This is a genomic window from Streptomyces botrytidirepellens, assembly GCF_003721215.1.
Lineage (GTDB): Bacteria > Actinomycetota > Actinomycetes > Streptomycetales > Streptomycetaceae > Streptomyces > Streptomyces himastatinicus.
Window position 1 is genome coordinate 12,365 of the sequence record NZ_RIBZ01000312.1, and the last position, 26,397, is coordinate 38,761.

Below are 26,397 nucleotides of genomic sequence, written 5' to 3' on the forward strand. Positions count from 1 at the left end.
CCGGGGGGACGTGGATTCACGTGATCCGGATAGGCTTGCGGGATGACGCGAGAGCAGCCTTCGGACGTGACCCCCACTTCCGGCGCCCTTGCCGCGGACTCCCGCGAGCGTGCCGTCCGAGCCCTCCTGCGCTATCCGCCGCTACGCCGGCTCTGGAGCGCCCAACTCGTCGGCGGCGCCGCGGACACGCTGGCCGTGCTGGTGCTCGTCCTGCTGTCGTTGCAGGCGGCGGTGTCCGCGGGCTCCTTCGGAGGAGGTTATCGCGGGGCGGCGCTGGCGGTCGCGGCCGTTCTGGGCATGCGGCTCCTGGCGACCCTGCTGTTCGGCGCGGTGCTCCTCGGCCCGATCTCCGCACTCATCGGCCCGTCCGGTCCGCTGGACCGCCGCTGGACCATGATCGGCGCGGATGGGCTGCGGCTCGTCCTGCTGCTCATCGCACCGCTGTGGATCGACTGGACGCCCGACGACGCCGTCGCCTGGCTGCTCATCACGACCTTCGTCGTGGGCGTCGCGGAACGCTTCTGGACCATCGCCAAGGACGACGCGGCCCCCGCGCTGCTCCCCGCGCCGCCCGTCGAGGGCGCCGCCGTGCGCCCGCTGCCGGACCACATGGACGCGCTGCGCCGCCTCTCGCTGCGGACGAACTTCCTCAGCGTGCCGCTGGCCGCCGCCGGGCTTCTCGTTGTCATGCTCATCGGCAGGCTGCTGGGGACGGGCGTCAGCTGGTTCCACGCCCACCAGGCGGCCCTCGGTTCGTACGTCGGCGCCGGGCTGTTCGCCGCGTCCATCTCGGTCCTCTACTTCGTGGAGCTGCCCGGCGCGCAGACGCCCCGTACGCGCTCCCCGCTCGAAGGGCTGCGCCGTCCGCGCGCCGCCTCCGGCTCCGGCGCCGACAAGGGCCGTACCGGAGCCGCGCCGCTGCTGATCCTCGCCTGCGCCGGAGTGGCGGCCGCGATCGCCGCGGCCGTCGGCGTCGCCGCGCTCCAGGCCGTCGACCTCGGCGGCGGCCCGGTCGGCTTCTCGCTGCTCGTGCTCGTGCTCAGCGGCGGCCCGGCGATCGGCATCCGCTCGGCGCCCAAGGTCCTCCCGGGGCTCTCGCGGCGCCGTCTGCTGGCCCTGTCGGTCGCGCTGACCGGTCTCGCGCTGCTCGCGGCGGGCCTGGTGCACGACGCGACGACCGTCCTGATGATCGCGCTGCTCGCCGGTCTGTCGGCCGGTGTCGCGGCGAACACCGGCCACTCCCTCCTGGACCAGGAGCTGGAGGAGTCCCGCCGGCCCCGGATGACCGAGCACCTGCACGCCGTCGTCCGCGTCGCCGTCGGCCTCGGCGCGGTCGCCGCCCCGCTGCTCGCCGCCGTGATCGGGCCGCACCGGCTCGGCAGCGGCGACTTCGTGTTCGCCCACGGCGGCGCGGCCTTCACGCTCATGCTCGTCGGCGCGCTGCTGCTGCCCATCGCGGCGCTGGTCCTCGGCCGCACCGACGACCGGCAGGGCGTCCCGCTGCGGCAGGACCTGCGCGAGGCGCTGCTGCGCGGCGGGGGCGCGGAGGAGGCCCCGGCCGCGAACGGCTTCTTCATCGCCGTCGAGGGCGGTGACGGCGCGGGCAAGTCCACGCAGGTCGAGGCGCTGGCCGAATGGGTCAGGGCCAAGGGCCACGAGGTGGTGGTGACCCGCGAGCCGGGCGCGACCGCCATCGGCAAGCGGCTGCGCTCGATCCTGCTCGACGTCTCGTCCGCGGGGATCTCGCACCGCGCGGAGGCGCTGCTGTACGCGGCGGACCGCGCCGAACACGTCGACTCCGTCGTCCGCCCGGCCCTGGAGCGCGGCGCGGTCGTCATCTCCGACCGCTACATCGACTCGTCCGTCGCCTACCAGGGCGCGGGCCGCGACCTCGCCGCGACCGAGATCGCCCGCATCTCCCGCTGGGCGACGAACGGCCTGGTGCCGCATCTGACGGTGCTGCTCGACGTTTCCCCGGAGACCGCCCGCGAACGCTTCACCGAGGCCCCCGACCGGCTGGAGTCCGAGCCCGCCGAGTTCCACCAGCGGGTGCGCTCCGGGTTCCTCGCCCTCGCCGCCGCCGACCCGGCCCGCTACCTGGTCGTGGACGCCGGACAGCTCCCGGAGGCGGTCACCTCCGTCGTACGCCACCGCCTGGACCAGATGCTGCCGCTGTCGGAGGCGGAGCTGAAGGCCCAGGAGGAGGCCCGGAAGGCGGCGGAGGAAGAGGCGCGCCGCAAGGCCGAGGAAGAGGCCGCCCGCAAGGCGGAGGAGGAGCGGCTGGAGCGCGAGCGCCAGGAGGCGCTGGCCAAGGCGCGCGCCGAGGAGGAGGAGCGCAAGCGCCGCGAGCTGGAGGAGGCGCGGCAGCGCGAGGCCGAGCGGCAGGCGGAGGAGGCCCGCAAGCGGGCCGAGGACGCGCGCCGTCGGGCCGAGGAGGACCGCAAGCGCATCGAGGCCGAGGACCGCGCCCGCGCGGCCGAGCAGGAGCGGCTCCGCCGCAAGGCGGAGGTGCAGGCCCAGGAGCGGGCCGAGGCGGCGGCGCGCCGCCAGGAGGAGCAGCGCAAGGCGGAGGAGGCGCTGCTGCGGGCCGAGCAGGCGCGGATGGCGGCGGACGCTCCGACCGTGGAGACCGAGCTCCCGAAGCCGGCCGGTACGACGGATGAGGCGCCCGAGGCGGCGGGGGGTACGCCGTCCGACGCGGCGGAGACGGTCCGGACGCCGCACTTCGACCCGCGGACCGCCCGCCCGGAGACGGGCGGGCCCGGCGAGGCCCGTGAGACCGACGAGACCGCCGTGCTCCCGCCGGTGCGCCCTGGGCGCGAGCCGGACGCCGAGGAGACCACGGTCCTTCCCCAGCCGGAGTCCTCCGCGACCGACGAGACGGCTGTCCTGCCGCCCGTACGGGACGAGCGGCCCGCGGGGGAGGAGCGGCCCGCCGATCCGGCCGACCGGGTTCCGCCGTGGATGTTCCGCAAGGAGGAGCAGGGGCAGGACCAGGGCTGGACGCAGGCGGACGACCGCACGCGCGAGCTGCCGCAGTTCGACCAGGACCAGGAGGAGGACCAAGCGCGCCGTCGGCGCCCGCGCCCGGACTGGGCGGAGGAGACCCCGCTGGACGACCTTCCGACGCTCGCCGACGAACTCCTCGGCGACCCCGACCGCGACGACGAGGGCGGCGGTCGGCGGCGTCGCTGACCGCCTGGCGGCGTTGTCGGTGGGGTGCCCCACAATGGGACGCGTTGGGCACGAACGGCGGAGGCAGCCATGGCGGTATGGGACGACCTGGTCGGGCAGGACCGAGTAGCGGCCCAGCTGACCGCTGCCGCGCACGACGCGGACGCGCTGGTCACGGCCGGTGTCTCGGCCGAGCCTGACGCCGAGCCCATGGCGTCGTCCAAGATGACGCACGCCTGGCTGTTCACCGGCCCGCCCGGTTCCGGCCGGGCCACCGCCGCCCGCGCCTTCGCCGCCGCTCTTCAGTGCGTGAGTCCCGACCGGGCGCTCGGCGGCGCCCCCGGCTGCGGTTTCTGCGACGGCTGCCACACCGCCCTGGTCGGTACGCACGCCGATGTGGAGGTGGTGCGTACGGACATGCTCACCATCGGCGTCAAGGAGACCCGCGAGCTCGTCCGCCGCGCCCAGCTCTCCCCGGCGGGCGGCCGGTGGCAGGTGATCGTCATGGAGGACGCCGACCGCCTCACCGAGGGCGCGGGCAACGTGCTGCTGAAGGCCGTCGAGGAGCCCGCCCCGCGCACCGTATGGCTGCTGTGCGCGCCCTCCCTGGAGGACGTGCTGCCCACCATCCGCTCCCGCTGCCGCCTCCTCACCCTCCGTACGCCCCCGGTGGACGCCGTCGCGGACATCCTGGTCCGCCGCGACGGCATCGATCCCGAGCTGGCCGCCTCCGCCGCCCGCGCCACCCAGGGGCACATCGGCCGCGCCCGGCGGCTGGCCACCGACGAGCGGGCCCGGACGCGCCGCAAGGCGGTGCTGAAGCTCCCGCTGCGCATCGACGACGTGGGCGGCTGTCTCAAGGGGGCGCAGGAGCTGGTCGACGCGGCGGCCGAGGACGCCAAGCAGGTCGCGGAGGAGGTCGACGCCAAGGAGACCGAGGAACTGCGCGCCGCGCTCGGCGCCGCCGCCGGTACGGGCGGGCGGCTGCCGCGCGGCACGGCCGGGGCCATGAAGGAGCTACAGGACCGCCAGAAGCGCCGCGCGACCCGCACCCAGCGCGACAGCCTCGACCTGGCCCTGACCGAGCTGACGGGCTTCTACCGGGACGTGCTGGCCCTCCAGCTCGGCTCCCAGGTCGCGCTCGCCAACACCGACGTGCGGGACGCCCTGGAGCGGGTGGCGTCCGGCTCGAAGCCGGAGCGGACGCTGCGCAGGATCGAGGCGGTCTCGGCCTGCCGCGACGCGCTGGACCGCAATGTGGCGCCGCTGCTGGCCGTGGAGGCGATGACCATGGCGCTGCGCGCGGGCTGAGCGCGGCGCGGCCGCAGTGCGCACGGTCGCGGACCCCGGTCGCGCGTGGGCTGCGGGCTGGTCGCGGGCGGCTTCCTCACCCGTACGAGTGAGCTCCGGGCCGCATGGAGCGTAGTCGGGCGGATACCCTCCGTATCGCTGGCGGCTCCTCGCCAGCACCCGCGACCCGAGGGACCCGCCGATGGCCACCAGCCGCAGCAGCACGCTCACCACCATCGGCGTCGCCGTCGCGGGCGCCGCCCTGCTGTGTTCCGGCTGCTCCGTGGGAGCCTCGGCGCCGCGCGCCGCGTCCATGCCGACGGCCGTCCCCACCGCCCTCAAGCCGTATTACGAACAGACCCTGACCTGGCACAAGTGCCCCGGCGGCGCGGGCTTCGACTGCGCCACGCTGAAGGCCCCGCTCGACTACGCCAGGCCCGGCGCAGGCCGGGACCTGAAGCTGGAGGTCTCCCGGAAGAAGGCGACCCGCTCCGCCCGCCGCATCGGCTCGCTCCTGGTGAACCCGGGCGGCCCGGGCGGCTCCGCGATCGGCTACCTCCAGAGCTTCGCGGCGATCGGCTACCCGGCGCCGGTCCGCGCACGCTACGACCTGGTCGCGATGGACCCGCGCGGCGTGGCCGGGAGCGAACCCGTCACCTGCCTGAACAACCGGCAGATGGACGCCTTCACCCGGACCGACCAGACCCCCGACGACCCCGCCGAGACCCGTCGGCTCGTGGCCGCGTACAAGAAGTTCGCCCGCGGCTGCGCGGCCCGCTCCGGCCGCGTCCTCGGCCATGTCTCGACCGTCGAGGCGGCGCGCGACATGGACCTCCTGCGCGCCGCCCTCGGCGACCGCAAACTCGCCTACGTCGGCGCCTCCTACGGCACCTTCCTCGGCGCCACCTACGCCGACCTCTACCCGGCCCGCGTCGGCCGCCTCGTCCTCGACGGCGCCCTCGACCCCACGCTGACCTCCCGGCGCATGAACCGCGACCAGACCGCGGGCTTCGAAACCGCCTTCACCGCCTTCGCCCGCGACTGTCTCCGCCGCTCCGGCTGCCCCCTCGGCACCGGCACCGTCGCGAGCGCCCGCAAGCGGCTCGGCGCCCTCTTCCGCCGCATCGACTCCCACCCGGTCCCCACCGGCGGCTCCCGCACGCTGACCGAATCCCTCGCCACCATCGGCGTGATCACCGCGATGTACGACGAGGGCGCCTGGCCCCAGCTGCGCACCGCCCTCCGCGCGGCCCGGCGCGGCGACGGCAAGGGCCTGCTGGACCTCGCCGACCTCTACTACGAGCGCGACACCGACGGCCGTTACGCCAACCTCATGTACGCCAACCCCGCCGTCAACTGCCTCGACCTCCCGCCCGCCTTCCGCACCCCCGCCGACGTCCGCACGTCCCTCCCCGCCTTCGAGAAGGCATCCCCCGTCTTCGGCAGGCCCCTGGCCTGGTCCGCCCTGAACTGCGGCTACTGGCCCATCCGCCCGACCGGCCACCCCCACCCCCTCCGGGCCAAGGGCGCCGCCCCCATCGTCGTCGTCGGCACCACCCGCGACCCCGCCACCCCGTACCGCTGGGCCCGCGCCCTCGCCTCCCAGCTCACCTCCGCCACCCTCCTCACCTACGACGGCGACGGCCACACCGCCTACTCCCGCGGCAGCCGCTGCGTCGACACCGCGATCAATACCTACCTCCTCACCGGCCGACCCCCCGCCCCCAGCCACCGCCGCTGCACCTGACCTCCCGGTCCGCCGCCCCGGAACCCCGTACGGAGCACCCCCCGGGACTGTGTAGACTTGGCGAAGCTGCTGCTGCCGATCAGGCACCACCAGCATGCCGCCTTAGCTCAGTCGGCCAGAGCGACGCACTCGTAATGCGTAGGTCAAGGGTTCGATTCCCTTAGGCGGCTCATCCTGAAGCCCAGGTCACACATCGTGTGACCTGGGCTTTTTGTTGGGCGTCTCGCGCCTTGTTCAGGAGCCGCCACCGCCACCGCCTCCGCCGCAGCCGCCACCGCCGCCGCCTCCGCCTCCGCAGGACGAGCCGCCGCCGCACGAGGAGCCTCCGCCGCAGGAGGAGCCGTCGGCGCTGCCGCCGGTCCACCAGCTGTTGGAGCCGCGGCGCCTGCCGCCGAGCGGGGTGTTCGTCGGTCCGGTCCTGGTCGCTTTGACGATGAGCGAGATGACCGCCGCGCCGATCACGGCGGCCACCACGACAGTGAACATGGAACCCATCGAGTTCTCACCTTTCCTAGCTGGTCACCGTCGTAGACGAGTTGGGGGAGGTCAGCGGTTCGCCGCGGGCGGCGATCTTTGGGGGAGCCGCCCAACAGGGCGGGTGGCCAGGTCAGTTGGACGGAAGACGGGTCCCGGTCGCCCGCGGGTCTCTCCTTGTCGCCCGATGAATTGGGCATGGGGGTGTGAATGCTGGGTAGGCGGGTCCTCGTTCAGCCGAAGCAAGCCGATGGGCAGGGAGGGCGAAGTGAACGGCACGGCAACCGTGGATTCGTCAGAGCTGACGGCAGGGGAGGCTGAGCGGACGTGTGGGGTTGTGGGGCTGCCGGCCGTAGCGGACCCGACCAAGGTGACGCCACAGGACGCTCGTGCGCTGACCAAGGTCTTCCTTGACCGGCTCACCGAGTTGGAAGAGGGGACGCACGACTACCAGTACGTGCGGAACACCCTGATCGAGTTGAACCTGTCGCTGGTGCGGTACGCCGGCCGGCGGTTCCGTAATCGTTCGGTGGAGATGGAGGACGTCGTCCAGGTCGGGACGATCGGGTTGATCAAGGCGATCGACCGGTTCGACCTGAGCCGCGAGGTCGAGTTCACGACCTTCGCCGTTCCGTACATCGTCGGTGAGATCAAGCGGTTCTTCCGCGACACGAGCTGGGCGGTGCATGTGCCGCGCCGGTTGCAGGAGTTGCGGATCGACTTGGCCAAGGCGAACGAGGAGCTGTTCCAGCGCTTCGACCGGTCGCCGACGACGACCGAGCTGGCCGAGCATCTGAACCTGAGCGAGGACGAGGTCCTCGACGGGCTGGTGGCCAGCAATGGTTACAGCACCTCGTCGCTGGACGCGCCCGCCGACCCCGAGACCGGTGCGACCCGCGTCACCACGTATGCGGACCGGATCGGTGAGGTCGATCCCGCGATGGAGGTCGTGGAGAATCTGCACGCCCTCAAGCCGCTGGTGGAGCAGCTCGGGGAGCGGGACCGGCGCATCCTTCAGATGCGGTTCGGCGAGGAGATGACCCAGTCCGAGATCGGCGCCGAGTTGGGTGTCTCCCAGATGCATGTGTCGCGGTTGCTCACGAAGTCGCTGACGCGGCTGCGGCGCGGGATGCTGGCCGACTAGGCCGCCAGGCCGACCAGGCCGACCAGCTCGAGCGAAGCTCGATGAGCGTATGAGTGGGGCCCGACCGGGAATCCGGTCGGGCCCCGCTTTCTTTGTGGCGTGCTACCAGCGGTACCAGCGTCCCCTGCGGCCACCCGTCGTGGGACGGACGATGAAGCCGAGCAGCCAGACCGCGAGAACGATGACGGCGATCCACCACAGTGCCTTCAGGGCGAACCCGGCACCGAAGAGGAGGAGCGCGAGAAGCAGTACCACGAGAAGGGGGACCATGATTATCAACCTCCGCCGCCCGAGTACCCCTCCGCGTATGGCACACGCCTGATCATTTCGATCAGTTGTCGAACGCCGTCGCGAGGCGCAGTCTGGAGGTGTAGAGGGCGGCCAGGGCAGAGGGTGATGGTCATGATCCAGCCGGCTGATATCCGTGAGTGGCGCGACCGCGATGTCGTGGACGACGAAGGGCGCAAGATCGGTGCGCTGGAGTCGGTCTACGTGTCGACGTCGACCGACCAGCCCGAGATGGCGACGGTCCGTACCGGGATGCCCACCCGGCACCGCCTGGTCTTCGTTCCCGTGGACGACGCGATCGTGGGGCCGGGCTACGTCAAGGTGGCGTATGCGCGGACGATGGTGAAGAAGGCCCCGGCGCTGGGTGCGGACGATGTGCTGCCCGCCGACGAGGAGGGCGCGATCTTCCAGTACTACGGCAAGGCGTACCAGGCGGNCGCCGACGAGGAGGGCGCGATCTTCCAGTACTACGGCAAGGCGTACCAGGCGGGCGCGGGCGGCCAGCGGCGGCTCGCCCGCCGCTGACGGGGGCGCGCGGGCGGTTGTCCTCGGGGAGCGGTTGTCCCTGAGGGACGGGAGGTGTCGCGCGGTGGCTCTCTTCCTCTTCTTCGTGATCGTGGCGATGGTGCTCGGGCTCATCGGCACGGTGGTGCACGGGCTGAGCTATCTGCTGATCGTCGGCGTGGCGGTGTTCGTGGCCGATGTGATCTTCCTGGCCGTGCACTGGTCCCGGCGGGCGCGGCGGCGGCCACTGCGATGAGGACCGGGCGGGTCGGTGTTCCGTTCGGCGTCCATTCCTTTCCGTACGCCCCCGGTACGCTGCGGCTCTCCGGCGACCCGGCGGCGGCCGACCAGCGGGTTCTGGAGCACTACCGGCTGTGGAAGAGCCATTTCGTACGGCCCCGGGGCGATGATGCGTGCGCGGTGTACGCCCCCGACGCCGCGTATCCGTACGTCGCCGAGGCGCAGGGGTACGGCATGGTGATCAGCGCGCTGATGGCGGGCGCCGACCCCGATGCCCGGGACGTCTTCGACGGGATTTTCCGGTATGTCCTCGCCCATCCGTCCTCCGGTCATCCCGATCTGCACGCCGCCCAGCAGGACGATGCGGGGCGGGACGTCGGAGGGGCGAATTCCGCGACCGACGGTGACCTGGACATCGCGTACGGGCTGCTGCTCGCGGACCGGCAGTGGGGCGGCGGCTACCGGGCGCGGGCCCTCCGCCGGATCGATGCCCTCCGGGAGACGGAGCTGCCCGCGGCGGGCGGGCCGATCAAGCTCGGCGACTGGTCCTCGGGCCACTTCGACGAGGTCTCCCGCACCTCGGACTGGATGCCCGGCCACTTCAGGGCTTTCCGGGTGGTGACGGGGGACCCGCGGTGGGGCGAGGCGCTGGACACGCATCTGTCGCTGGTGGGGGCGTTGCAGCGGCAGTACGCGCCGGACACCGGGCTGCTGCCGGACTTCGTCGTGGACACGGGAAGCGATCCGAAGCCGGCGCCGGGGCGGGTGCTGGAGAGCGAGCACGACGGTGACCACCACTGGAACGCCTGCCGCGACCCCTGGCGGATCGGCGTGGACGCGGTGGTGAGCGGCGACGCACGGGCGCGGGCGGCGGCCGGGCGGATGGGGCGGTGGATGCGCGCGGCGACGCACGGTGATCCGGGCCGGATCCGGTGCGGGTACCGGCTGGACGGCGCGGCGTACGGGGAGGGCGCGTCCGGGGCGTTCGTCGCGCCGTTCGGGGTGGCGGCGATGGCGGGCGGCGGCGGGCAGGAGTGGCTGGACGCGCTGTGGGAGTGGATGGCGGCGTCGCCGCCGGTACCGGACCGGTACTACTCGGCGAGCGTGCAGTTGCAGGCGATGCTGGTGGTCAGCCGCAACTGGTGGCCGCCGTAGCGCGGTCCCCCGGCGGTGGAATCGGGTGGCGCCGGGCGGGGTTCCCGTGAGGTGGAGACGTACAGGGGACCGAAAGAGGGCACGGGTGCGGGCGCGTGCCGGTGTGGTGGTGCGGGCGCGGGGGTGCGGCGGGCCGTGGCGCGGGCGCTGGTGCGGCGGCGGGAGCCACTGGACCCCGGGGCGCTGGCCCGGCTGCGGCGGTTCGGGGAGGCGCTGTCACGGGGCGAGCGGCCGTCGTGAGAGTGGCCGTAGCGGCTGTCGGCGTCAGGTGGCCTCGGCCACCGCGTCGCACAGTTCCGCCAGGGCCGTGCGGGCCGGGCCGGGTGGGAGGGGGGTGAGGGCCGCGCGGGCTGCGGCGCATTGGCGGAGCACCTCGTCGCGGGCCTCGGTCGTGGCCGGGGCCGTCGGGTCGCCGGAGAGCAGGACCGGCAGGGTGGGGGCGCCGTGGACCGGGGAGCGCAGTTCGGCGGCGAGGTGGCGGGCCACGCCCAGCCGCTCGCCGTACACCGCGAGGGTGTCCGCGATCTCCTCCGTGGCGCCGGAGGTCAGCGCGCCGAGGCGGCCGGAGACGGCGGTGAGGGCGCCGCTGCGGGCGGCCAGGGTCCGTAGGTGGTGGGCGACGGGGTCGTGGCCGTCGCGAGGGCCGGTCGTCTCCAGGATCTGGCCGCTGACCAGGCGTTTGAACGCGTCGGCCTGGAGTCGTACGGCGCGTGGCCCCAGCCCGGCCAGGAGGCGGGAGGCGCGGGCGAAGAGGAAGTCGCCGATGAGGACGGCGACGGTGGGTTTCGCCTCGTGCCGTACGTCGTCGTGGTAGCGCGTCGCCAGGTGGGTCAGCTCGACGACGACCGCCGCGGGCACCACGCCCGGTGCGTCCGGGTCGCCGAACCGGGCGGCCAGCAGCACCAGCAGCGGCCGTAAGCGGAGGCCGCCCGGGCGTGCCAGATGGCGGGCGGCCTCGGAGATGAACGGCACGTCGCTGCGGGTGGCCTCCACGAGGACCTCCTCGACCGCCGCCAGCGCGGCCCGCAGGTCCGGTTCCCGCGTGTGGTTCCCGACGACGGTCACCCGGGGCTCCCTTCACAAGGGTGAGAGATCACCATGGCCAGAGATCAGCAGGGCCAGAGGTCAGCAATGTCTCATATGTCGCTCGGGTTCGGCTCAGGGCTCGGCCGGGACGGTGGCCCGGATCCGGCTGCCCTGTCCCGGGCGGCTGTCCACGAGCAGGGTGCCGCCCACCTCGCGGGCCCGTTCCCGCATGGAGAGCAGCCCGAGGTGGCCGGGGAACGTGCCCTGGGAGTCGAAGCCCACGCCGTCGTCGGCCACGGTCAGCGTGACCGTGCCGGGGCCGCTGAGCAGGTGGAGGGTGACGTTCCGGGCCCGGGAGTGCTTGGCGATGTTGTGCAGCGACTCCTGCGCGATCCGGTACAGGGCGTGCTTGGCCTCCGGTGTGGTCTCCGGCTCGGCCCCGAGGGTCGCCTCGGCCGTGATGCCGTACCGGTCCCGCAGCGTCTCCACGTGCTGGGTGAGCGCGGCGACCAGGCCCTCGGCCTCCAGGTGCTCGGGTCGCAGCTGGCACAGCAGGGTGCGGGTCTCGGCGATGGCGACGTCCGCGAGCCGCCTGATGTACTCGATCGGCTCGGCGAGCTGGGCCAGCTCGGCGACCCCGGTCGGCTCGGCCAGGTCGCGTTCCAGCAGTTCACGGGCGGTACGGGCGCCCAGGGCGATGCCGTACAGCGCCTGGGAGACCGAGTCGTGCAGCTCCCGGGAGACCCGCTGCCGTTCCTCCCGTACCGCGGTCTCCCGGGCGGCCGCGCGCTGCCGGTCGTCCTCCACCGCGCACGCCGCGTGGCCCGCGATCACCTCCAAGACGGTCATGTCGGTCTCGCCGGGGCGGCGGCCCGCCGGGAAGTGGCAGCACATCGCGCCGATCACGGTGCTCTCGCGCAGCAGCGGCCAGGCGGCGACCGCGCCCCGCGCCGGGGCCTCCCCGGTCCCGGACTCGCCCTCGTGGATCACGGGCGCGCCGCCCGCGATCGCCTCCAGTGCGGGTTTGCGGGACGGCGGGGTGTGCCCGTGGCCGCCGCCCGCCATGCGCAGGACGGCGCCCGGCCCGGGCTCCAGGAGGTAGACGGTGCAGCTCGCGGCGGTGGTACGGGCCACCGCGCCCGCGGCCAGGGAGTCCAGGGTGCGCCGTACGGAACCCTGTCCGGCGGCCGCGGCGGTGGTGGCGGCGACGCGTCGCAGCTGTTCGCGGCCGCGGAGCCGGGCCACGGCGAGTCCGGCGGGCTCCGCGAACATCCGGACGGTCCGCACGTCGGCCCGGGTGAGCCGCCGGCCGCCGCGCCTCGTCGCGACCTCGATCACGCCCGCGACCTGGCCGCGCACCAGCAGCGGCGCGTCCAGTACGGAGGTCAGGGCCGCGTCGTGCGGGACCCGGCGAAAGGGGGACTGGCGCTCGCCCCCGGAGACCGTGGGCCGTCCGGCGCGGATCGCCTTGCGGGCGGGCGCGGACCCGCCCGGGGTCAGCAGCCCGCGGGGGATGGCGTCCGGGGTGCCGTCGGTGGCGCGTACCGCCAGGACGTCGCCCGGCTCCAGCACCATCACCCGCGCCAGGTCGGCGCCCAGCAGCTCGCGCAGCCGGGTGGCGATCAGCCTCAGCACCTCGTCGCCCGGCTCGCCCGCCAGGACCTGCCCGGTGACCTCGGCGAGCGCCGCGCGGCGCCCCCGCCAGCGGAACGGGAAGCCGTATCCCCGGCCGCATCCGCACCCGTACCGGTGCCCATGGATCTCAAACGCGATCACGCCGACCACCACTGCTCCCTCGTCGGGGACTCCACCGCCTCGGGCGGGGTCAGCTCACCGGCCGGCACCAGGCCCGACTGCACCGCGTACACCGCCGCCTGGGTGCGGCTGTGCACGCCGAGTTTGGTCAGGATGTGGCTCACGTACGTCTTCACGGTCTGCTGGCCGATCCGCAGATCGCGGGCGATCTCCTTGTTGGCCTTGCCGCGGGCCAGCATGGTGAGCACCTCGGTCTCCCGCTCGGTGAGCTGTTCGGGTCCGCTCGGCTCGCGGACCTGGCCCATCAGCCGGGAGATCGCGGCGGGGGAGACGTGGATCTGGCCGGCGGCCGCGGCCTTCACCGCGTTCCTCAGGTCGTCGGCCTCGGCGTTCTTCAGCAGGAAGCCGATCGCCCCGGCCCGTACGGCGCCCATCACCATGGCGTCGTCGAGGGAACTGGTCAGCGCCACCACCTCGACCTCGGGGATGTCCTGGCGGATCTCCGCCGTGGCCGACACCCCGTCCATCACGGGCATCAGCAGGTCCATGAGGACGACATCGGGGCACAGCTCCCGGGCCAGCCGTACGGCCTCGCGGCCGTTGGTCGTCTCGCCGACCACCTTGATCTCGTTGTCGAGTCCCAGGATCATGCGCAGGCCCTGCCTGACCACCGCATGATCGTCTGCGATCAGAACGCGAAGCGCCACGTTGACTCACCTGCCCACGAAAAGGAGAACGACGGGAACAACGGAACGGAGCGTCCAGCTGCGCGCAGGGGGTGCGCACGGGAGGGGAACCCGGTGAGCGGTGTCCGGAATTCCATCAGTCGGGGGATTTCGTCCCCCATTCGTCCGTCCCCGGTTGGCGGAGACAGCAGAGGGCCGGGCAGCCCCGGCCCTCACTCCGGTTCGACGGGCCGGAAACCCCACTCGGTGGCCTTGGCGACCGCCTCCAGCTGCGAGCGCACCTCCAGCTTCTCCAGGATCTTGCGCACATGGGTGCGCACGGTCGCGTAGCTGATGAGCAAGCGCTCCGCGACCGCCCGGTTGTCCAGGCCCTGGCCCATCAGGGTGAGGATCTCCTGCTCGCGCCGGGTCAGGCTCTCCAGCCGACCGGTCTGCTCGGCGGTCGAGCGCGCCGACTCGCGGTGCCGGGACAGCACCTCCACCAGGGTTCCGGCGGGGATCAGCGTCTCGCCCTCGGCGGCGGAGCGGATCGCGGAGGCGATCTCGTCGCCGCTCGCCGACTTCAGCAGATAGCCGCAGGCCCCCGCCTCCACCGCGGCCAGCAGCGCGGAGTCGCTGGCGTCGGCGCTGAGGATCACGATCGCGCAGGAGGGGTCATGGGCCCGGATGCCCGCGGCCGCGTCGGCCCCGGTGCCGTCGGGCAGCCGGAAGTCGATCAGGGCCACGTCGGGGGACAGCTCCTTGGCCATGGGCACGGTCTCGGCGACCGAGTCGGCCCACCCGACCACGGTCAGGTCCCCGTACTCGGCCAGCAGCGCCCACAGCCCCTCGGCGACCACCCGGTGGTCCTCGACGATCAGGACCTTGGTCAGCTCCGCCGGGGCGGTCACGGCTCCGGTTCCCCTTCCGAGGACGGGCAGCCGAGGGACGACGCGCCGAGGGCCGGGACCGGCGGATCGCCCAGCGGCACCCAGAACTCGACGGTCGTGCCCGTGCCCGGGGCGCTCTCGATGCGGCACCAGCCGCCCGCGATCTGGGCGCGCTCCTGGATGAGGGACAGCCCGAGGTGGCCCGGGCGGGACTCGACTTCGAGGGGGTTGTAGCCCTGGCCGTCGTCGACGATCCGTACGAGACAGCCCTCGTCCAGCCCGAGCAGCTGGACGTGCACCGTCTTCGCCCGGGCGTGCTTGCGCACGTTCATCAGGGCTTCCTGCGCGGTCCGGTAGATCAGCGCCATGGTCTCGGCGGGCGGCTTGGCCGCGAGCCGGTCCTCCAGCCGGTAGGTGAGCCCGGTCTCGGTACGGATCTGCTCCAGCAGCCCGCGCAGCGCGGCGGCCAGGCAGCCGTGCTCCAGGCTGGACGGGCGGAGGTCGAAGATCAGCTGCCGCAGTCGGCTCAGCGACAGCTTCAGGGTCTCGTCCAGCTTGTCCATCACCCGCTGCTCCTCCGGGTCCCGCAGCCGCCGCCGCAGCTGCTGGAGCCGGAGGCTGGCCGCGGTGATCACCTGGATGGTGTCGTCGTGGATGTCCGCGGCGATCCGCCCGCGCTCGACCTCCTGGGCGTGGACGAGATGGCTGAGCAGGGCCTGCCGGTCCCGGTCGGTGACCTCCAGCAGCTCCAGGCTGCGCTCCAGGACGAACTGGGCGCGCTGCACCTCGGTGATGTCCCGGACGGTCAGGACGGTCATCAGCCCCTCCTCGGTGCGCAGCGGGCTGATGCTGACGTCGGCCGGGAACTGCTTGGCGTCGCTGCGCCGGCCGACCAGCTCCATGCTGTGGCCGAGCGGTTCCTCGGACTCGTCCCACTCGCGCAGCGAGATGGTCAGCGGCTGGTCGGGCAGCAGGGCCTCGACGGCGCGGCCGATGAGGTGGTCGCGGTCGTAGCCGAAGAGGGCCTCGGTGCGGTTGTTGACGGCCTGGATGCGCCCGGCGGCGTCCACGATCATCATCGCGTCCGGCGAGGACTCGATGAGCTGGCGGAACCGGCTCTCGGCGGCCCGCAGCTGGCTCAGGTCGGCGACGAAGACGACGCCGCGGGCCCGCTTGCCCTGGAGATGGCCGCCGCTGAACTGGGCGGGGAACTCGGTGCCGTCCCGGCGGCGGCCCGCCATCGCGGAGGGCGCGCTGAACACCCGGCCGACGAGCTGTTCGGAGGCGGTGCGGTAGCGCTCGGGGACGAGGTCCCGCAGCCGCTTGTCGCGCAGCTCGGCCGAGCTGTAGCCGAACATGTGCCGTACGTGGGCGTTCGCGAACTCGATCCGGCCGCGGGAGCCGAGGACCACCACGCCGCAGGGGGCGTGGCCGAGCAGGTCCACATACGACTCCTCCAGCCGTCCGCCCACCAGGTCCTCGAAGCGCCAGGAGGCGCGGTCGGCGCGGCGCAGCGGCTCCGCGCAGTCGGCGAGCAGATCGGCGGACATGGAGAACTGGTCGCGGGCGGCCCTGTTGATCGCCTCGAGGATCTCCTCGGCGGGGGTGCCCTTGACGAGGTAGCCGGTGGCGCCGACGGCGAGCATGTTGAGGACGGTCTCGCGGTCGCCGTGGGCGGACAGCGCGACCACGCGGGCGTCGGGGGCCTGGTCACGGATGGCGCGGACGCTGCCCGGGGCGTCGCCCTTGGGCATGTGCACGTCCATGATCACGACGCGGGGGTGGTGGAGGACCGCCTCGTGCACGGCCTGCTCGTGGTCGATGGCGAGGCCCACGAGTTCCAGGTCGGGGTGGGAGTCGATGAGGTCCGCGAGGGCTTCCCGGACTGCCGGGTCGTCATCGGCCACCACAACGTCGATCCGCTCGTCACCCATCGCTACCCACCTCCCTTGAGGACGGCACCCTGGAGTTCGCGGGTGCTGAGTTCATCGCGCCGGCAGTGCGACAGCGACGGCATGACCGCGGCGAGCGGCGCGACCAGCACGTTGTAGTGGCTTCCGATGCGATCGCACACGGCGACCGCCGCCGCGGCGTCCCACACCGCGGCCCAGAAGGCCCAGTCGTGACGCCGGTGGTTCCGGGCCGCGTCCAGGGCGGCCCGGCGCGCGACGGCGGCGGCCACGAGGATGCGGTACCGCTCTTCGTCGGTCGTGGTGCGGTGGACCTCCGCCCATCCTTCGGCGCGGGTCTGGCTGGAGGTCTGCTTCCACAGATCGGCCACCCGGTCGATTTCTTCGGGGGAGAGGTCCTCGATATGGGTCAGGAACTGGAGGACTCTTCGCGAGTTAGGGCCGAAAATAATACTCATAGGACACTCCAGGACGCATGGTACATCTCCGGACTATCGCGAACGTGGGCCCCGGGCCCCCGAGGCCGCCGGACGGACCGGCCCACGTTCCCGCTCGGGCGTCTTCGCCGACGTCACCGGCGTCACCGGCGTACCTAATCGTTCTGTCCGTGGCCCGAGGACATGTTGATGCTCGCCTTGGCGATACCGCCGCTCTTCTGGCCGACGAGCTGGAAGGCGACGCCGTTCTCGTCGGCCGCGGTGATCCGGTACGAGCCCACCGCCGACGCCTTGCCCCGCTCGTCGACCTGGAAGGTCCCGATCTTCCGCTGCCCGGTGGAGCCGGACCCGGCGTACGCGACCACCGTCTCGCCCGGGGCGAAGCCCGCGACGTAGAAGCTCAGCGTGGTGCCCGCCCTGCCGCCGAAGGCGCTGGGCTCGGCGGACGGGGAGTACGGCAGCACCGTGAATCCGGAGCGCACCACGGCCCGGCTCTGGTCGCCGATCGCCATCAGCGTCTGGCGGCCCTTGAGCCCGAACGGCACGTTGAACGCCACGTCGCGGATCTGGCCCATGCCGTTCGCCTGGGCGGTGAAGGCGGGCAGCCCGCTGTTGCGGTTGATGTAGACCAGGACCCGCTCGCCGGGCGCGAACTTGTTGGCGGACAGCGTGATCCGCTGACCGGCCTTGAGCGCGTACGGCTTGGACTTCATCGACGGGTACATGGCCAGCATCTGGAACGGCGCGGTCGCCGTGGTCTTGCTGCGCTTGCCCACCAGGACCAGCGTGCTGTTGCCGGTCGGGGCCACCCCGACCTTGATGTCCGCGCGGCCCACGCTGCCGCCGCTGTCGGTGTGCAGCGTGGTGACGGGGGTGCCGGTGGTCCGTCCCCAGAAGACGTCGATCGACTCGCTGGGCCGGAAGCCGTGGGCGCTGACCGAGACGACGTCGCCCGGGCGGCCGACCATCTTGTTGATCCGCGCGGTGCCGACCGCGCCGCCGGTGATCACCTTGGCCTCGGCCGTGTTGGCGCTGCCGCGCTGCTGGGCGACGAGGGTGGCGGGCCGTCCGCTGTTGGACTCGGGCACGGTGAACCGGGCGTAGATCGAGCCGTAGCGGTCGGTCTTGACGCTGCCGATCGCCCGGCCCTTGGTGTCCGAAGCCCGGGCCTTGAGCAGCAGGTCCACGGTGGACTTCTTGCCGAAGCCGCCGCCCTCGATCGTCGCCTTGCCGCCGGGGGTCACCAGGCCCGGGTTGAGCACGATGATCGGGCCGGACGCCTGCGGGATGCGCTGGTTGCCCAGCTTGATGGTCTTGGGCTGCTTGGGCGGCCGTACCTCCTGCCGCTCCTGCGGATGCCCCTTCTTCGGGGTGCCGCCGCCTCCGTTGCCGGTGGTGTCGAGGGCGCCACCGAAGCCACCGCGCGCGATCACCTGCACGAGCGATCCGACGATCGCGAAGACCACGAGAGCGAGCAGGACCGTCTTCCAGGTGAGCTTTTTCTTGTGCTTGTCGCCCGGGTCGTTCCCGGCCGGGGAATTCTCCTCGTACTCGGGAACATCCCTGTCCTCCGGAACATCCCAGTCGTCGTCGTACTCAGGCATGGCCTTCACCTCCTCTTCCCGCGGCTATTGCACCCGGTAGATTTCGAGCTTGATGTTGCCCTGGATTCTCGACCAGACCCGGTCGGAATTCTGGAGGGCCTTGAGGATCCAGTTCTCGCGCCCGTCGGCGTTGTTTGTCGCCATCGACTTGCGCATCTTGTTCGACATGATGATGTAGTCGATGTTCTGCCATCTCTTTTTGAAGAGCTTGTCGCGCACATCGGGGTCGGATGCGGCGTTCCAGTGGGAATGCGCGTACGGGTAGAACGGGCGCACATCGTGCAGCTCTCCCCAGAGGTCGTCGTCCATGATGATGCGTGCGTTGGACGGGACGTGTTTGCGCACCCAGGCGATTTGATCATGCTGCATTTTGGTGAGGTTCAGCTTCGACTGGTACTGGTCCGCGATTTGTACGACGCCCTCGGTATTGGTGTGCACCAGATATCCGGAGGACGGTGACATCAGTAGGACGACCACGACCAGCGAGGGCGCACCGACCCGGACGAGCGAATGGGCTCCCCGCACGAAGCGGTTCTTGAACGAGGCCTTCAGCAGCCGGTCCACGGCCATGCCGATGCTCATCGCGAACATGGGGATCAGCGGGGTGACGTAGAAGTCCAGCACCACGCTGCCGCGCAGCAGGTAGAAGGTGTAGCCGAAGGCCAGGGTCCCGATGATCAGGTAGCCCAGGTTGCGCTGCCGGTCCCGCAGCCCCCACCACAGGCACAGCAGCATCGCCCCGAACCCGGCCATCAGCATGAACGAGTCGCGCATCAGCCAGCTCGTGTACAGCAGCCCGTCGTGGCTGAGCAGGTTGCCCTGGCTGCGGTTGAGCTGCCACCACAGGGTGTAGAGCAGCGAGACGTGGTCCGCGGGCGGGTTGTTCAGGTCGAAGTCGAAACTGCTCGGCAGCAGCTCGTTCTTGAGCAGCGCGTACGTCACATAGGCGCCGATCGGGGCCGCCGCGGCGAACGGCCAGAGCGTCCGCAGGAACCGGTGGCTCGGCGATCCCTTGATCCGCCGGTAGAGCAGATAGATGAAGCTCGGCACGAAGAAGATCGCGTTTTCCTTGGTGATCAGCGCGAGCCCCAGGGCCACCCCGCCGCCGAACACCGACCTGATGGTGGTCTCCCGGCGCAGCAGGGCGAACAGGCCCAGCAGCAGCCAGAACATCATCAGGTTGTCCAGCAGCACCTGCCGCTGGTAGTAGACCGCGATCGGCGAGACGTTGAAGAAGAACGCGGCGACGGTGGCGGCCAGCACGCTGCCCGACAGCCGCCGGGTGATCTCGAACAGCAGATAGACGCTCGCCACGTGGACCAGCAGCATCAGGAAGCGACCGGTGTTGATCGCGTTGCCGAACGTCTCGAACTGCTGCGGCAGCGGGAAGACCCAGCCGGCCAGCGTGATCCAGCCCGCCGGGGCGTGGTCGTAGTCGTAGGTGTACGGGGACAGGCTGGTCTCGCGCACCAGCGACCAGGCCCGCTGCATGTAGATGCCCTCGTCGGTGAGGTAGAGGGGGTAGCGGAACAGGTGGTAGCCGTGGGTGAGCGCTCCGGTCAGCAGGGAGACCGCGAGGGCGATCTTCCCGGCGGTCCCCAGCGGCGGGAACCAGCCGCGCTCCACGGAGAACCGGCGGCGGCGCCGCGCCGGGGGCCGCTGCGGGGCGGCCTGATCCTGGTCTGCGTTCTGATCGGCCCGGTCGGCGTTCTTGCCGACGGCGACCGGCGGGTTCGAGGGTGCCCTGCTGGGCACGGGGTCATGCGACACGCGACTCCGCCTCCTCGGTCGAGCCCCGGTGGGCGCCCACGTGCTGCGTCTTCTCCCAGTCGTGGCGGCCGGCCAGCTGCCGCCGCATGGCCCGCAGCGCCGCGTACGCCAGGACCATCTGGAACGGGAACCAGGCGATCGCCATCCGGAGGACGGCCTTCGGCGAGGCCTCGAGGCCATGGGCGCCGGTGAACTCGTACAGGCCGACCATCTGCACCAGGAAGTGCGCGACCAGCAGCAGTACGGGCAGATACGAGCAGAGCGCGATCAGCACCGGCACCTTGAGGATCAGGATCATGCCGAGCGAGATCGGCAGATAGAGGCCGAGCAACGCCTGCCCGCGCGGGAACACCAGCACGTAGAAGGCCAGCCAGCGCTGTTTGCGCGTCGGCATCTTCTTCCACGTGCCCTTCTTCAGGGTCTGCATGAAGCCCTGGCTCCAGCGGGTGCGCTGCCGGATGAAGTGGCCGAGGGTGGGCGGCGTCTCCTCCTTGGTCACGTACCGGTCGTCGTAGACCACGCGCACCCGCTCGCCCATGGCCGAGATCCGCAGGCCCATGTCCGCGTCCTCGGTGAGGTTGCGGTCGTCCCAGCCGCCGAGCCGCAGCAGCAGTTCGCGGGCGAAGAAGACGGTGTTGCCGCCGAGCGGGATGGAGCCGTGGTGGGCGTGGTAGTGCAGCCGGCTCTTGAACCAGAAGAAGTACTCCAGGACGTTCAGCGTGGAATACCAATTGGACTGGTAGTTCATGAGCTGGACGCCCGCCTGCACCACCCGGACCCGCTCCTTCACCATCACGGTGTTGACGAGCCGGAATATCTTCGGGTGGATGTCGTCCTCGGCGTCGAAGATGGTCACCACCTGGTTGGCGGTCTGCGGCAGGGCGGTGTTGAGCCCGTGCGGCTTGTTGATCGGCTCGTCGTCGAAGACCACGACCCGCACGTTGTGCAGCCCTTCCCGGGCCAGCTGCTCGATCTTCTCCTCGGCCTTCTTCACGGTGCCGTCGTCGTCCTGTGAGCAGATCACGAAGACCTCCAGCAATTCGGCCGGATAGTCGGCGCGCACCACTCGCTCGATGGTGGACTGGATGACGTCTTCCTCATGCCGGGCGGGCAGCAGCACGCTGAAGGAGAGCCGCGGCGGAATGAAGGTGTCCGGCGCCCTGGCCCTCCGTTCGGCGTCCCGCCGGTCCCAGGTGTAGAGCATGAGGTAGAGGACGTGGGTCGACTGCACCGTGAGCAGGAGAGAGACCAGCACCAGCACCAGATAGACGATGGGGATAATCATCGGCTCCGCCTCCCCCAAACCCATCCCGTACTACAGGCGAAGTTGACCGCGAACGCGGCGGAGATGCCGAGGCAATTCGCCAGCAGGAGATACATTCCGGAGCGCACCAGCGACCAGACGAGAACGACGTTGACCGCCAGTCCGCCCAGGACGGATACGTTGAACTTGACGAAACGTCTGGCCGACGGCGTGCGCACGGCGAAGGTCCACCGGTCGTTGAGCAGGTAGTTGTGGACCACGGCGAGTTCCACCGCGATGCCGGAGGCCACCAGAAGCGGAAGCCCGGCCCAGTGGTAGAGCGCGAAGAGCGCCGCCGAGTTCACCAGCACACCGCCCCCGCCGACCACCGCGAAGCGCAGCGCCAGACCGGGCAGACCCGCCGGCCTCTTCCGCGGCGAGCGGACCCGGACCGGGGTTCCGTTTCGCCTGTCGGTGGCCACGTCCGCTCGATCGCCCGGCTCTCCCGCGCGCTCACTGAACGTTCGGAAACGCTGCATCGCGACTCCCTCGACAGGAGGCTCTTATCGCCGTCGAGTCCCAGAGTGCGTCACCCGCAAAGGAGGTAGTACCCGCGCCCGGGGGAGCGGTGAGTGCACCTTCGGCGGACCTCTTTCCTCCCCCATTTCGGGGAGCGCCGGCTTTCCGGGCCCGCCGCCGTTCCCCCGAAGAGGGGAACGGCGGATCCCTCGCCCGCGGGTGTCAGTACTTCCGGGGGCTGCCCAAGATGAAAGGGGCCCGACGGCCTTGCGTCCCGTGCGACGAGAGTAGGTGACGTAATGTCAGGTCACGTGATGTCACGCCATCCATTCGCCGGCCGGGCCGGAGTGGTCATCGCAGCGATGACCCTCGCACTGGCCACGCCGGCTGCGGCAGGTGACGCCGCGGCGAGTGATTCCGACAGCGGTGCGTTGCACGATTCCGAATGGGCGCTCACCGCGCTCAAGGCGGAGCGCGCATGGAAATTCAGCAAGGGCGCCGGAGTGACCGTGGCGGTCGTCGGTACCGGGGTGGACGCGACCCATCCGGATCTGCGCGGGCGGGTCGCCGCCGGAAAGGACTTCGCGGGCGGCGGCAGCCCCGTCACCCGGGACGACGGGAACGAGGACGAGCAGGGCACCCACGCCGCGGGCATCATCGTCGGCACCGGCCGCAACTACCGCGGCGACGGGGTGTACGGGCTCGCGCCCCGGGCCCGGGTCATGCCCCTCGGGGTGTACCGCAATGGAAAGCCCCAGGTCACAGCCACCGCCCGGGCCATCCGCCATGCGGCGAGCCATGGCGCGCACATCATCCACGTGGCCGTGTCCTTCAAGCGCCCGAGCGCCGACCTGAAGTCCGCGGTGACGTACGCCGCCGGTCAGGACGCCGTCGTCGTGGCGGGCGCCGGTGACAACGGCAAGGACGGCAACAAACCCACGTACCCGGCGGCCCTCCCCGGCGTCGTCGCCGTCGTGGCCACCGACAAGAAGGGCGCCGTGTGGACCTCCTCCCACCACGGCGGGACGATCACGCTCGCCGCGCCCGGCGTCGGCATCCTCACCACCGCGGGCAACAACGACTACTGGACCGGCGACGGCACCGGCTACGCCGCGCCCTGGGTTGCCGCCGGGGCGGCGCTGCTGCGCTCGGAACACCCCCGCTGGAACTCCCGCCAGATCGTGCGGAAGCTGATCGACACGGCCGACCGGAAGGGCTCCGCGGGCCACGATCCGCGCTACGGCTACGGGGTGATCGCCCCCGCCAAGGCGCTCGCGGACCGGGCCGCGCCGCCGCCCTCCGCCGAGCCCACCGCGGCCCCCTCCCCGCACCGCACCAAGGCGGCCGCCGCCTCCGAGGCGTCCGGGGATACATCCGCGCTGGTCACGATAGGGGTAGTGGCCGGTGTGCTGGTCGTGCTCGCGGTGCTGGCCGTGGTGCTCATCAGCCGCCGCCGCCCGCCGCCCGGCAACTCCCACCACAGCTGACGGCGGAGCCGGCGATGTTCACCGGACCGCGCGACCGCGCCGACCGGGCCCGCCCGCCGGTGCGGTCGCGCCGGACCGCATGGCTGAGCCGCGGCATGGCTGCCCAGGTGCTGGTCATGGTGCTGGTGGCCGAGGTCGTGATGGCCGCCACCACGGTGCGTACGCTGCTGGAGCCCTCGGACACCCCTGCCCTCACCCGGTCACTCCCTGTAGCGAAGCCGTTCTATCCCGCGACGACGCGCTTCTACACCGACCCGCACAACCCCGCCGCGTCCTGGGTGCGCGCCCATCCGCGCGACCGGCGGGCGGCGACCATCCGCAAGCGCATCGCCGCCCAGCCGCAGGCCGCCTGGTTCACCGAGACCAACGAGTCGCTGGTCGAGGAGCGGGCCCGGGGCCTGGTGGGCACGGCCGCGGCCCGGCGGCGGCTGCCCGTGCTGGTCGCATACGCCATCCCGCAGCGCGACTGCGCGCAGTACAGCTCCGGCGGCAGCGGGGACGCGGGTGTCGCCTACCGGCGCTGGATCGACGCCTTCACCCGGGGCATCGGCGACCGGCCCGCCCTGGTCGTCCTCGAACCGGACGGCCTCGCCCACCTGGGCTGTCTGCGGAAGCGGCAGCGCGCGGAGCGGTTCGCCGCGCTGGCGTACGCGGCCCGGACGCTCCAGGAGCGGGCCCCGCGCGCCCGGGTCTACTACGACGCCGGGAACTCCGGCTGGCAGCCCGCCCGCACCATGGCCGGGCGGCTGCGGCACGCCGGTATCGACCGGTACGGGGACGGCATCGCGGTCAACGTCTCCAACTTCAACGCCACCGGCGACGAGGTGCGCTACGGCCTGTCCGTGCTGCGGGAGCTGCGCCGCCCCCGGCTCGGGGTCGTGGTCGACACCAGCCGCAACGGGGCGGGGCCTACCGCCAAGCACCAGTTCTGCGATCCGCCCGGCCGCAAGCTGGGCCGGGCCCCCACCGCGGCCACCGGGATCCCCGGGGTCGACGCCTTTTTGTGGATCAAGCAGCCGGGGCAGGCGGACGGCTGCGCGGCCGGTGCGGGCGTCTTCGTCCCCGGCTACGCGTACCGGCTGACCGGCTGATCCGCCCTCCGTAGGGCTTCCTGGGCCTCCGTAGGACCCCTCCCGGGTCCCGCGGAGGCCCTTCGCATGCCCTGAACCACCCCCGCAAAACGGACATAACTCATATAAAACGGCCGAATTCCGCTACCTCAACTGAGGTAGTCGGAATTCGGCCGTTTGGCGTGCCCTGAATTCCTGCAATTGAGGTATCCAGATTTCGGCCATCCGTACGGTGTTTCGAGCCCCGGGCTTTTCTAATGTCGGTGAGCGACAGGACAAAAAAGCCCGAAGGAGCTCCATCGATGCAAAGAGTTCTCGTCGTGGAGCACCACACCCAGGTGCTGAGTGCTCTCGCCGATCTCGTGATCGAGGAGCCGGGACTGGAGTTGTCCGGAATTGCCGGATCGGCCAGGGAGGCAATTTCGCTGGCGCGTGAAATGCAACCGGATGTGGTGCTGATCGATGTGGACGAGCCCGGCTGGAAGGCCCAAGGGCTGGACCGCCTGATCGGCGACCTCCTCCCGCAGGCGCGGATTGTCCGGCTGACCGCCGTATCCGACCCCTACTTGGAATGCCTGGAATCTCCGACGAATACCCCCAGCATCCTCAAGACCGAAATACGCGAATTCCTCAGGAGTATCACCGAATGAATTCCCCCATGGACCAGAACAACGTCCCGACCAACCCCGAGACCACCGAGACGAAGAGCGCTCCCCGCTCCCGCCGTCTGCGCATGGGTATCGCCGCGGCCGTCGTCGCTGTCGGTGCCGTGGGTGGCACCGTCACGGCGTTCGCCATGAATGGCGACGACGCGGGTTCCTCGTCCTCGGCCGCCCCGGGCAAGCCCGCCGGCTCCGACGTCGACTTCCCGCTGTCGACCAAGAAGGGCGACATCGTCGACTCGAACGGCAAGAAGGTCGTCCTGACCGGTGTGAACTGGTTCGGCTTCGAGACCGGCACCTTCGCGCCGCACGGCCTGTGGACCCGTGGCCTGGACTCCATGCTGGACCAGATGGCCAAGCAGGGCTTCAACACCATGCGGCTCCCCTACGCGAACGAAATGTTCGACGCCAAGAGCAAGCCCAACGGGATCGACTTCAAGAAGAACCCCGACCTGAAGGGCCTCACCGGCCAGCAGATCATGGACAAGGTCGTCAAGGGTGCCACCGACCGCGGCATCATGGTGATCCTGGACCAGCACCGCCCGGACCAGTACGGCCAGAGTGAGCTGTGGTACTCCCAGAGCCTCACCGAGAACAAGTGGCTGAGCGACTGGGTCAAGCTGGCCAAGCGGTACAAGAACAACGACCGCGTGATCGGCGCCGACCTGCACAATGAGCCGCGTGGCCAGGCCACGTGGGGCGACGGCAACAAGAAGACCGACTGGCGCATGGCGGCCACCAAGGCCGGTAACGCGATCCACAAGGTCAACAAGAACTGGCTGATCTTCGTCGAGGGCACCGACCGCCACAAGAACGAGCAGTTCTGGTGGGGTGGCGACCTCCAGGGTGTGAAGAAGTACCCGGTGAAGCTGGACGAGGGCAACAAGGTCGTCTACTCGGCCCATGACTACGGTCCGGGCGTCTTCAACCAGAACTGGTTCCAGGCGAAGGACTTCCCGAAGAACATGCCGGCCATCTGGAAGAAGCACTGGGCCTACGTCAAGCAGCAGAACATCGGTCCGCTGCTCCTGGGTGAGTTCGGTGGCCGCAAGACCGCTGGTAACAGCAAGGAAGCCATCTGGCAGAACGCCCTGATGGACTACCTCAAGAAGAACCAGATCAGCTACACCTACTGGACCTGGAACCCGGACTCGGGTGACACCGGCGGTGTGCTGAACAAGGACTGGAAGACCCTCGACAGGAACAAGATGAAGATGCTGTCCGAGTACCAGATGCCTCTGCTGGAGCCGAAGGGGAAGGCGTCGGAGTGACCCCTTCCGGCACTGGGCCGAGCATGGTGATGTGACAGCGAGGGCCCGCAGGCAGCCGCCTGCGGGCCCTCC

24 protein-coding genes and 1 tRNA gene are annotated in these 26,397 nt (G+C 71.3%); 13 read left to right on the forward strand and 12 right to left on the reverse strand.

The genetic code is table 11. From position 1 onward, the window contains the following. Positions 1-42 precede the first annotated feature (42 nt). The 4 genes from tmk (at position 43) to EEJ42_RS26395 (ending at position 6,381) form a co-directional block, all read left to right on the forward strand. Positions 43-3,195, forward strand: coding sequence for a dTMP kinase (gene tmk, locus EEJ42_RS26380; protein WP_123103600.1), 3,153 nt, complete (start codon positions 43-45; stop codon positions 3,193-3,195). A 69-nt stretch (positions 3,196-3,264) separates the two neighbouring features. After that, positions 3,265-4,485, forward strand: a complete 1,221-nt coding sequence (locus EEJ42_RS26385; RefSeq protein ID WP_123103602.1) for a DNA polymerase III subunit delta' — start codon at positions 3,265-3,267, stop codon at positions 4,483-4,485. A gap of 181 nt (positions 4,486-4,666) precedes the next feature. Next, entirely contained in the window at positions 4,667-6,211 is a 1,545-nt protein-coding gene (locus EEJ42_RS26390; RefSeq protein ID WP_123103604.1) for an alpha/beta hydrolase, read from the forward strand. 96 nt (positions 6,212-6,307) lie between these two features. Further along, a tRNA-Thr gene (locus tag EEJ42_RS26395) sits at positions 6,308-6,381 on the forward strand. A 64-nt stretch (positions 6,382-6,445) separates the two neighbouring features. Here the strand turns inward: EEJ42_RS26395 and EEJ42_RS26400 are convergent. Then, positions 6,446-6,706, reverse strand: coding sequence for a hypothetical protein (locus EEJ42_RS26400; protein WP_123103606.1), 261 nt, complete (start codon positions 6,704-6,706; stop codon positions 6,446-6,448). Between the two features lie 229 nt (positions 6,707-6,935). On the opposite strand from EEJ42_RS26400, the gene EEJ42_RS26405 reads away from it, so the two are divergent. Beyond that, positions 6,936-7,829 carry an RNA polymerase sigma factor SigF gene (locus EEJ42_RS26405; RefSeq protein ID WP_425472960.1) on the forward strand — a complete coding sequence of 298 codons (894 nt, stop codon included), beginning with the start codon at positions 6,936-6,938 and terminating at the stop codon, positions 7,827-7,829. A 102-nt stretch (positions 7,830-7,931) separates the two neighbouring features. Here EEJ42_RS26405 and EEJ42_RS26410 read toward each other — a convergent pair whose 3' ends face one another. Beyond that, positions 7,932-8,099, reverse strand: a complete 168-nt coding sequence (locus tag EEJ42_RS26410) for a hypothetical protein (protein ID WP_009716824.1) — start codon at positions 8,097-8,099, stop codon at positions 7,932-7,934. Between the two features lie 132 nt (positions 8,100-8,231). Between EEJ42_RS26410 and EEJ42_RS26415 the strand changes: the two genes are divergently transcribed. From EEJ42_RS26415 to EEJ42_RS50340, 4 genes are all read left to right on the forward strand, one after another. Beyond that, on the forward strand, positions 8,232-8,642 hold the full coding sequence (locus EEJ42_RS26415) for a PRC-barrel domain-containing protein (protein WP_123103646.1): 411 nt from the start codon (positions 8,232-8,234) through the stop codon (positions 8,640-8,642). A gap of 64 nt (positions 8,643-8,706) precedes the next feature. Then, entirely contained in the window at positions 8,707-8,877 is a 171-nt protein-coding gene (locus EEJ42_RS53150) for a hypothetical protein (protein WP_234365058.1), read from the forward strand. Continuing rightward, the gene (locus EEJ42_RS26420) at positions 8,874-10,016 is read left to right on the forward strand and encodes a family 8 glycosyl hydrolase (RefSeq protein WP_246097401.1); all 1,143 of its coding nucleotides are present in this window, start codon (positions 8,874-8,876) and stop codon (positions 10,014-10,016) included. Before EEJ42_RS53150 ends, EEJ42_RS26420 begins: the two co-directional genes overlap by 4 nt. Positions 10,017-10,067: 51 nt before the next feature. Continuing rightward, entirely contained in the window at positions 10,068-10,256 is a 189-nt protein-coding gene (locus EEJ42_RS50340) for a hypothetical protein (RefSeq protein WP_148082034.1), read from the forward strand. 24 nt (positions 10,257-10,280) lie between these two features. Here the strand turns inward: EEJ42_RS50340 and EEJ42_RS26425 are convergent, their stop codons facing one another. From EEJ42_RS26425 to EEJ42_RS26470, 10 genes are all read right to left on the reverse strand, one after another. After that, on the reverse strand, positions 10,281-11,081 hold the full coding sequence (locus EEJ42_RS26425; RefSeq protein WP_123103612.1) for a polyprenyl synthetase family protein: 801 nt from the start codon (positions 11,079-11,081) through the stop codon (positions 10,281-10,283). A gap of 93 nt (positions 11,082-11,174) precedes the next feature. Further along, positions 11,175-12,818: a GAF domain-containing sensor histidine kinase gene (locus EEJ42_RS26430; RefSeq protein WP_184503282.1), complete on the reverse strand. Its 1,644-nt coding sequence runs from the start codon at positions 12,816-12,818 to the stop codon at positions 11,175-11,177. Further along, positions 12,815-13,504, reverse strand: coding sequence for a response regulator (locus tag EEJ42_RS26435; RefSeq protein WP_123103616.1), 690 nt, complete (start codon positions 13,502-13,504; stop codon positions 12,815-12,817). The genes EEJ42_RS26430 and EEJ42_RS26435 overlap by 4 nt, the downstream gene beginning before the upstream one ends. Positions 13,505-13,695: 191 nt before the next feature. Further along, on the reverse strand, positions 13,696-14,373 hold the full coding sequence (locus EEJ42_RS26440; protein ID WP_123103618.1) for a response regulator: 678 nt from the start codon (positions 14,371-14,373) through the stop codon (positions 13,696-13,698). Next, positions 14,370-16,286, reverse strand: coding sequence for a PAS domain S-box protein (locus EEJ42_RS26445; protein WP_123103620.1), 1,917 nt, complete (start codon positions 16,284-16,286; stop codon positions 14,370-14,372). The genes EEJ42_RS26440 and EEJ42_RS26445 overlap by 4 nt, the downstream gene beginning before the upstream one ends. A gap of 2 nt (positions 16,287-16,288) precedes the next feature. After that, positions 16,289-16,720, reverse strand: coding sequence for a hypothetical protein (locus tag EEJ42_RS26450; RefSeq protein ID WP_123103622.1), 432 nt, complete (start codon positions 16,718-16,720; stop codon positions 16,289-16,291). 134 nt (positions 16,721-16,854) lie between these two features. Next, entirely contained in the window at positions 16,855-18,303 is a 1,449-nt protein-coding gene (locus EEJ42_RS26455) for a hypothetical protein (RefSeq protein WP_246097402.1), read from the reverse strand. 24 nt (positions 18,304-18,327) lie between these two features. Beyond that, positions 18,328-20,073, reverse strand: a complete 1,746-nt coding sequence (locus EEJ42_RS26460; RefSeq protein WP_246097403.1) for a glycosyltransferase family 39 protein — start codon at positions 20,071-20,073, stop codon at positions 18,328-18,330. Next, positions 20,063-21,358 carry a glycosyltransferase gene (locus EEJ42_RS26465; protein WP_246097404.1) on the reverse strand — a complete coding sequence of 432 codons (1,296 nt, stop codon included), beginning with the start codon at positions 21,356-21,358 and terminating at the stop codon, positions 20,063-20,065. Before EEJ42_RS26465 ends, EEJ42_RS26460 begins: the two co-directional genes overlap by 11 nt. Continuing rightward, positions 21,355-21,855, reverse strand: a complete 501-nt coding sequence (locus EEJ42_RS26470; RefSeq protein WP_123103628.1) for a GtrA family protein — start codon at positions 21,853-21,855, stop codon at positions 21,355-21,357. Before EEJ42_RS26470 ends, EEJ42_RS26465 begins: the two co-directional genes overlap by 4 nt. Before the next feature lie 411 nt (positions 21,856-22,266). Between EEJ42_RS26470 and EEJ42_RS26475 the strand changes: the two genes are divergently transcribed. The 4 genes from EEJ42_RS26475 (at position 22,267) to EEJ42_RS26490 (ending at position 26,325) form a co-directional block, all read left to right on the forward strand. Further along, positions 22,267-23,322 (forward strand): S8 family serine peptidase, encoded by a 1,056-nt coding sequence (locus EEJ42_RS26475; protein ID WP_246097405.1) that lies wholly within the window; start codon positions 22,267-22,269, stop codon positions 23,320-23,322. Between the two features lie 14 nt (positions 23,323-23,336). Beyond that, on the forward strand, positions 23,337-24,413 hold the full coding sequence (locus EEJ42_RS26480; protein ID WP_123103632.1) for a glycoside hydrolase family 6 protein: 1,077 nt from the start codon (positions 23,337-23,339) through the stop codon (positions 24,411-24,413). 281 nt (positions 24,414-24,694) lie between these two features. After that, positions 24,695-25,042 (forward strand): response regulator, encoded by a 348-nt coding sequence (locus EEJ42_RS26485; protein WP_123103634.1) that lies wholly within the window; start codon positions 24,695-24,697, stop codon positions 25,040-25,042. An 8-nt stretch (positions 25,043-25,050) separates the two neighbouring features. Then, positions 25,051-26,325 carry a glycoside hydrolase family 5 protein gene (locus EEJ42_RS26490; protein ID WP_246097406.1) on the forward strand — a complete coding sequence of 425 codons (1,275 nt, stop codon included), beginning with the start codon at positions 25,051-25,053 and terminating at the stop codon, positions 26,323-26,325. The last annotated feature ends 72 nt before the right edge of the window (positions 26,326-26,397 follow it).

Excerpts from the sequence above, each read along its gene's own strand:
- tmk (WP_123103600.1), top strand. The coding sequence starts at position 43 with ATGACGCGAGAGCAGCCTTCGGACGTGACCCCCACTTCCGGCGCCCTT.
- EEJ42_RS26465 (WP_246097404.1), bottom strand. The coding sequence starts at position 21,358 with ATGATTATCCCCATCGTCTATCTGGTGCTGGTGCTGGTCTCTCTCCTG.
- EEJ42_RS26385 (WP_123103602.1), top strand. The coding sequence starts at position 3,265 with ATGGCGGTATGGGACGACCTGGTCGGGCAGGACCGAGTAGCGGCCCAG.
- EEJ42_RS26400 (WP_123103606.1), bottom strand. The coding sequence starts at position 6,706 with ATGGGTTCCATGTTCACTGTCGTGGTGGCCGCCGTGATCGGCGCGGCG.
- EEJ42_RS26480 (WP_123103632.1), top strand. The coding sequence starts at position 23,337 with ATGTTCACCGGACCGCGCGACCGCGCCGACCGGGCCCGCCCGCCGGTG.
- EEJ42_RS26490 (WP_246097406.1), top strand. The coding sequence starts at position 25,051 with ATGGACCAGAACAACGTCCCGACCAACCCCGAGACCACCGAGACGAAG.
- EEJ42_RS26405 (WP_425472960.1), top strand. The coding sequence starts at position 6,936 with ATGGGCAGGGAGGGCGAAGTGAACGGCACGGCAACCGTGGATTCGTCA.
- EEJ42_RS26450 (WP_123103622.1), bottom strand. The coding sequence starts at position 16,720 with ATGAGTATTATTTTCGGCCCTAACTCGCGAAGAGTCCTCCAGTTCCTG.
- EEJ42_RS26410 (WP_009716824.1), bottom strand. The coding sequence starts at position 8,099 with ATGGTCCCCCTTCTCGTGGTACTGCTTCTCGCGCTCCTCCTCTTCGGT.
- EEJ42_RS26455 (WP_246097402.1), bottom strand. The coding sequence starts at position 18,303 with ATGCCTGAGTACGACGACGACTGGGATGTTCCGGAGGACAGGGATGTT.
- EEJ42_RS26420 (WP_246097401.1), top strand. The coding sequence starts at position 8,874 with ATGAGGACCGGGCGGGTCGGTGTTCCGTTCGGCGTCCATTCCTTTCCG.
- EEJ42_RS26445 (WP_123103620.1), bottom strand. The coding sequence starts at position 16,286 with ATGGGTGACGAGCGGATCGACGTTGTGGTGGCCGATGACGACCCGGCA.
- EEJ42_RS26390 (WP_123103604.1), top strand. The coding sequence starts at position 4,667 with ATGGCCACCAGCCGCAGCAGCACGCTCACCACCATCGGCGTCGCCGTC.
- EEJ42_RS26485 (WP_123103634.1), top strand. The coding sequence starts at position 24,695 with ATGCAAAGAGTTCTCGTCGTGGAGCACCACACCCAGGTGCTGAGTGCT.
- EEJ42_RS26470 (WP_123103628.1), bottom strand. The coding sequence starts at position 21,855 with ATGCAGCGTTTCCGAACGTTCAGTGAGCGCGCGGGAGAGCCGGGCGAT.